Genomic DNA, 6,168 nt, shown 5'->3' with positions numbered 1-6,168 from the left:
GACGACGGGGTTGGGACTGGTGGAGCCGAGCCCACGCGCGGCGAGCTCGATCGCCCGCTGCATCGCGAGGGCCTCAACTGCGGTGGCCACCGGGTCTCCTGCCTCTTCGGGCGGACTCCGGGGCTCGGTCGGGACGCGTACGGGCGTGAACGCCTCGTACGGCACACCGGGGACACGCCGTGGAGGGCAACGCGCCACCGCGAGTACGAAGGCTCGCGGGGCCGCCGAGGACGGCGTACCGGTGGATCCCGCGCGCACTGCCTCCCATCCGGACTTTAACCGTCGGTCCAGGAATTTCACCTGGTCAACCGGCCGCTGGTTGCGGACGGGTCGCGGACTGTAACCGCCGGTTCGGAGTTTCACCGACCCCGGAGTGCGCATGTGTACTGGTACAGCTTCAGTCTGCCACGGCTGATCGAGAACCATGCGGGCGAGGGCCTGTGGCTTGAGTCACAGAGCGTACGCGGACCGTGAAAGCGCCACGGCGTGGCGCTTGCCAGTGACGTGAGCGCGGTGGCGGCAGCGCGGTGGCGGTGAGGTGCGCACCGGGCGTCGACTGGGGGCCCCGCGCTGGCAGAGCGCTGGAAGAGCGCTGGCAGACTGGTGGGCGGCATCTGTGATCGGAGCGTTGATGGGCGAATGGCGCTGTACCGGGATGTCGTGGCGGGCCACGGGGCCGGTGCTGGGCTGGTTCTCCCCGGCCGCCGGTGAGCGCGAACGGCCGCTGGCGCTGGGCGAACCGCTCGCCTTCACCGTCGGTGGGGACCGCCGCTGCGTCGGGTTGCGGCGGGCCGGGCGGCGCATCTGGTGCCCGCACCACGCCACCGTGCCCGAGGGCGCCGTCTCGGGGCAGTGCCCGGCCTGCTCGGCCGTGGACCGGTCCTCCTCGGTCGCCGCCGACACCGCCTTCGACGACCGGCGCCCCTTCCGCCTGTACCTCGCGTGGTTCGGTACCGGCCTGCTCAAACTCGGCATCACCGCCGCCGAGCGCGGTCACAACCGGCTACGTGAACAGGGCGCTCTCGCCCATACTTGGCTGGGACAGGGCCCGTTGGCCGCCGCCCGCCGCTCGGAGGCGTCCCTGGGTTCGGCCCTGGGCATACCCGACCGCGTCCCGCACGCGGCCAAACTCGCCGCCCGCACGGCAGCGTCGGACGCCGCGGACCGGGCGCGCGAGATCACGGCCGCCCACCAGGCCGCGCTGTCCTCCCCGGCCTGGCCGGAGACGCTGCATCGCCTCCCCCTGGAGATCACCGACCACACCCCCGCGTACGGCCTGAACCTGGCCTCCCCACCGCTCCCGCACGCGCGGATCAGCCGCCTGTGCCCCGGCGGCACTGTGGCAGGCACCCTGATCTCCCTGGTGGGCGCGGACGCGTATCTCACCACGGATTCCGGGCTGTTGACCGTCGACCTGCGCCTGCTTTCCGGCTGGCCCCTCGCCGCCGCGTCACCAACCGACAGGACCACGGCGCCGACCCGGCCGCTCGGACCTGCCGGAGCGGACCAGGACGCCCTCTTCTGAGGGCGGTTCCATGCGGTGGCAGAACCCCTCGGTCGATACGCGGCGCGCTGCCACGGTCAGTGGGCGCTGGTCGCGAAGTCCTCGATGCCGACCACGCGCAGCAGCCGCAGCCGCTCGTACGACTCGCTGCCGGGGCGCGCGGCGTAGACGACCAACCGCTGACCACCCTGCTCAGCGACCAGCACCTCGCGGTCCAACTCCAGGGCGCCCACGACCGGGTGGCGCAGCCGCAGGGTGGCCCCGTGCCGTGGTGCCGACTCGGGCTGGTCCCACAGTTCGGCGAACTCGGGGCTCGCCGTGCGCAGCCGGGCCACCAGGGCGGCGGCCCGTACGTCGTGACGGCGTGCCGCCAACACCGCCCGCAGCCGGGCGACCTGGGCGTGGGCGTACGCCAACCGATCCTGTGGAGCGAGGAGTTCGCGGGCCCTGGGATCGGTGAAGTACCGCACGATCATGTTCCGCCGCTGTGGCGGAAGGTTCGAGTCGTCGCCGAGCAGCGCCGACGCCAGCGCGTTGCCCGCCAGCACGTCGCCGATGTCGTTCACCACCTGGGCGGGCGTGTCGGCGAGACGGTCGAGGATCAGCAGCAGGGCCGGGCGAACGTGTTCGTCCAAGCGGTGCTCGCCTGGCGGCTCCTCCCCCGCCAGCCTGAACAGGTGGTCGCGTTCGGCGTGGGTCAGCCGCAGCGCGCGGGCCAGCGCGCCCAGGATGTGGCGGGACGGGCGCGGAGCGCGGGCCTGTTCCAGCCGGGTGTAGTAGTCGGCGGACATCCCGGCCAGCCGGGCCACCTCCTCGCGCCGCAGCCCGGGGGTCCGGCGGCGCGGCCCGGCCGCCAGCCCGACGTCGGCGGGGGTGAGCCCGGCGCGGCGGCGGCGCAGGAAGTCGGCGAGTGCGGTGCGGTCCACATGTTCAGGATGCGGGGAGCCGGAAGCCGTATCCAGGGTGCGTCGGTCCCCGTATGGGTATCACCGGAACCCCGTCAGCCAAGGTGGACGGCCTCCTCGGCGTCGACCCACGGTTTCCCCGTCTCTGGTGCTGTCCAGCGGCTGCTGGCACGGACCGGGCAGTCAGATCGGATACCCGTGCCGTCGTACTGTCGGAAGGAGTCGCCCGTTGTGGGGAACGCCGGGCGGGGCGAATCGCCCCAAGTGTCCGTTCGCTGGGACGCTGGCCCGCATGACTCCAAGCGGGCAACTGACCTCCGCGGCAACCGGTGTTGACTCCGTACTGGCCCGGATGCGGGCGCTGTACGCGGCGCTCCCGCCGGAGGACGGTGTGGCTGTGTTCAACCGGGTCTATCTGAAGGTGACCGAGGCGTTGCGCGGCCGGATCGCGGACGGGTACTTCCCGGATCCGTACGCCACCGCCGAGTTGGGCACGGTGTTCGCCGAGCGCTATCTGGCCGCGGTCGACGCCGAAGCGGCGGGGCGGCGGGCACCCGCGTGCTGGCGGCCGCTGTTCCAGTCGCGCGGGCACCGCGGGGTGCGGCCGGTGCAGTTCGCCCTGGCGGGCATCAACGCGCATGTGGGGCATGACCTGCCGATGGCGGTGGTCGACGCGTGCGAGGCGCTGGGCACGCCGCCGCACGCCATGCGGCGCGACTACGAGCGGGTGGGGCGGATGCTCGGGATGCTTGAGGACCGGATCCGGGAGGAGTTGATGCCGGACGGTGATGTGCGGGAGATCGGCGACGCGTTGCTGCACCTCGCCGGTGCGTGGAGTCTGGACGCGGCACGGGACGCGGCGTGGGACGCCGCGCAGGTGCTGTGGCGGCTTCGTGAACTGCCGCATGTGTACGCGGCGTTCACCGATCGACTGGACGCGGGAGTGGGGTTGGTGAGCCGGTGCCTGCTCACACCGCTCAACTAGGTGTCTGGGGGGCTCGCCCCCCAGACACCCGCGGTGGATCGTTTCGGGCGCGAGGCCCCTCAGCAATCCAACGCGCGTCAGTCCTCCGGTAGTTCCACCGGGGCGATCTCGTCGTACACGTCGCCCGGACCCGGGTTGGACGGGTCGGTCGTACCGCCCAGGTGGCGCATGACGCCCCAGACCGCGTTGAGGGCGGTCTGTACCGCGCCCTCGGCCCAGCCCGCGGTCCAGGAGATGTCGTCACCGGCGAGGAAGATGCCGCGCTTGTCGGCGGGCAGCCGGTCCTGCATGAAGTGGGTGAACAGCCGCCGCTGGTAGCGGTAGTGGCCCGGCAGGTTGGCCTTGAACGCGCCCATGAAGTAGGGCTCGTTCTCCCACGAGATGGTCACCGGGTTGCCGATGATGTGCTTGCGGATGTCGACCTTCGGGTAGATCTCGCCGAGCGACTTGAGCATGACCTCCATCCGCTCGTTGGCGCTCAGCGGAAGCCACTTGAGGCTGTCGTCGCACCAGGTGTACGACAGGCAGATCACCGCGGGCTTGTCCGGCCCGTTGTCCAGCAGGTACGTGCCGCGGGTCATCCGGTCGGTGAGCGTCATGCTCATCACGTCCCGGCCCGTCTCCTCGTCCTTGTCCAGCCAGAACGGCCGGTCCACGGGCACGAACAGCTTGGACGACTCCATGTAGTGGGTGCGCTCGATCGCCGTCCAGTGGTCGATCGGGAACAACTCGTCGTCGCAGGCGATCTTCGACAGCAGCATCCAGCTCTGTGCGGTGAAGACGACCGCCTTGTAGGAGCGGATGTCGCCGGAGGCGTCGGTGACCGTGATCCGGTTGCCCGCGGTGCGGTGCAGCCGGGTGACGGCCGGGCGCGGCTCGCCGTCGTGCAGCGACTTCAGTGACGTACCCGGCGCCCAGTGCACCAGCTTGGCGGGCTCGTCCTCCCACAGCCGCAGCGGCAGTTGCTCGCTGCCCCCGACGATGCCGCGGTGGTCGTCGTCGGCGCCGGTGTAGACGACGCGCAGGATCTCCAGGATGGAGTTGGGGAAGTCGGTGTCCCAGCCGCCGGTGCCGAAGCCCACCTGGCCGAAGATCTCGCGGTGCCGGAAGGACCTGAACGCCGGGGAGTCGCACAGGAATCCGTAGAAGGTCTGGTTGTCCAGCTTCTCCACCAGGTCCGCCCAGATGGCGCGGATCGCCGGTACGTCGCGCTCGCGGATCGCCCGCTGCATCTCGGAGAACCGGGCGCCGTCCTCCAGGCAGGCGTTCCAGGCGTCCATCACCTGGTGGTAGACCTCGGGCAGGTCGTCCAGGGTACGGGCGTAGTGCGACTCGCCCTTGAGGTCGACCACGGTCGACGGGGTGTCCGGGGCCAGCGGGTTGGGGAACGGCCTGGTCTCAAGGCCCACCAGGTCGATGTAGTGCTGGAAGGCGGTGGAGCACGGCGGGAACCGCATCGCGCCCATCTCGGCGGTCAGGTCGTCCGCGCAGCCGTCGAAGCGCGCGGTGCGCAGCCGTCCACCGAGCCGGTCGGCCTCGTAGACCACCGGCTTGAGGCCCATCTTCATCAGCTCGTACGCGGCGACGATGCCGGACAGTCCGCCGCCGACCACGGCCACCTCGGTGCCGTGCTCGACCGCCGGTATGGAGCCGAGGCCCGCCGGGTGCGCCAGGTAGTCGTCATAGGCGTAGGGGAAGTCGGGGCCGAACATGGTGATCGGCTTGGCCGCCTCCGGAACCTGCTCGTCGTGGACGGCAGTGGGCACCGTGGACGTCATTGGCGTGGCTCTCCTTGCGGGCGGTACGAGAAGGGCGGTACTTGGGGTGCGGCCGGATCAGGCGAGCGGCCCGTACAACTCGGGGCGGCGGTCGCGCAGATACGGGTTCTGGCGGCGCGAGGCGCGCAGCCGCACCGGGTCGACATCGGCGAAGACCAGGTCCTCACCGGTTCCGGCGCGGGCGTGCGCCACGCCGTCGGGACCGGCCAGGCAGCTCAGCCCGGCGAAGTGGAACTCGCCCTCGGCGCCCGCACGGTTCGCATAGGCCAGGTACAGCTGGCTTTCGAACGCGCGCGCCGGGACGAGGGTCTGGGGTACGACCTCGAAGGGCCGCATCAGCGCGGTGGGCACCACGAGCAGATCGGTTCCGGCCAGCGCGTGCGCCCGTACGTTCTCCGGGAACTCCACGTCGTAGCAGATCAGCAGGCCGACGGTGAGCCCGTCCAGGGGCGCCTGGACGACCAGGGCGTCTCCGGCGGTGAAGTGCCGCGTCTCGTACTCGCCGAACAGGTGCGTCTTGCGGTAGTTGGCGAGTCGGGCGCCGTCCGGGCCGATCAACTGGGCGGAGTTGTGGACCAGTTCGCCGTCGCGCTCGGGGTAGCCGTACACGATCGCCACGCCGTGTTCGGCGGCGATCTTGGCGACGCGCTCGGCGCTGGGGCCGTCGGCGGGCTCGGCGAGGGCGGCCACGGCGTCGCCGAGGGCGTATCCGGTCAGGTACATCTCGGCGGTCGCCAGCAGTCCGGCGCCCGCGGCGGCGGCGCGCCGTGCGGCATCGTCCAGCGCGGCAAGGCTCTCGTCGGTGTTGCGCGGCACACCGCCGGGGCCCTGGTACAACGCGATGCGCAGCGGCGTCATGATCGTCGGGGACCGTTCCGTGAGGGGGTTCGGGGTTCCCTCGAAGGTACGGGGCGCCTGCGGCGGGCTCAAGGTGGCGTTATTGCGTTCCCGTGGTGGGTTCGTTGCGTTGTGGAGGGCTCAAGTGGCGAATCGTTG

At 71.4% G+C, this 6,168-nt stretch carries 5 protein-coding genes and 1 riboswitch; of the genes, 2 read left to right on the top strand and 3 right to left on the bottom strand.

The window, feature by feature from the left end; genetic code table 11:
• Positions 1-250 precede the first annotated feature (250 nt).
• Positions 251-381: riboswitch (FMN riboswitch) on the bottom strand.
• A 250-nt stretch (positions 382-631) separates the two neighbouring features.
• Complete coding sequence (locus tag NON19_RS32895; RefSeq protein ID WP_255932943.1) at positions 632-1,525, top strand: DUF2797 domain-containing protein; 894 nt, start codon at positions 632-634, stop codon at positions 1,523-1,525.
• 56 nt (positions 1,526-1,581) lie between these two features.
• On the opposite strand, the gene NON19_RS32890 is transcribed toward NON19_RS32895, so the two are convergent.
• Entirely contained in the window at positions 1,582-2,430 is an 849-nt protein-coding gene (locus NON19_RS32890; protein ID WP_255932942.1) for a helix-turn-helix transcriptional regulator, read from the bottom strand.
• 271 nt (positions 2,431-2,701) lie between these two features.
• Between NON19_RS32890 and NON19_RS32885 the strand changes: the two genes are divergently transcribed.
• Complete coding sequence (locus NON19_RS32885) at positions 2,702-3,394, top strand: DUF5995 family protein (protein WP_255932941.1); 693 nt, start codon at positions 2,702-2,704, stop codon at positions 3,392-3,394.
• A 77-nt stretch (positions 3,395-3,471) separates the two neighbouring features.
• Here NON19_RS32885 and NON19_RS32880 read toward each other — a convergent pair whose 3' ends face one another.
• Both NON19_RS32880 and NON19_RS32875 read right to left on the bottom strand, forming a co-directional pair.
• Complete coding sequence (locus tag NON19_RS32880; RefSeq protein ID WP_255932940.1) at positions 3,472-5,172, bottom strand: flavin monoamine oxidase family protein; 1,701 nt, start codon at positions 5,170-5,172, stop codon at positions 3,472-3,474.
• Positions 5,173-5,229: 57 nt separating this feature from the next.
• Entirely contained in the window at positions 5,230-6,030 is an 801-nt protein-coding gene (locus tag NON19_RS32875; RefSeq protein ID WP_255932939.1) for a carbon-nitrogen hydrolase family protein, read from the bottom strand.
• Positions 6,031-6,168: the final 138 nt, after the last annotated feature.

This window comes from Streptantibioticus rubrisoli, from assembly GCF_024436055.1.
Taxonomy (GTDB): Bacteria; Actinomycetota; Actinomycetes; order Streptomycetales; family Streptomycetaceae; genus Streptantibioticus_A; species Streptantibioticus_A rubrisoli.
The sequence above is the reverse complement of the archived record's forward strand: the minus strand, read 5'-3'. Positions and strand labels throughout refer to the sequence as shown.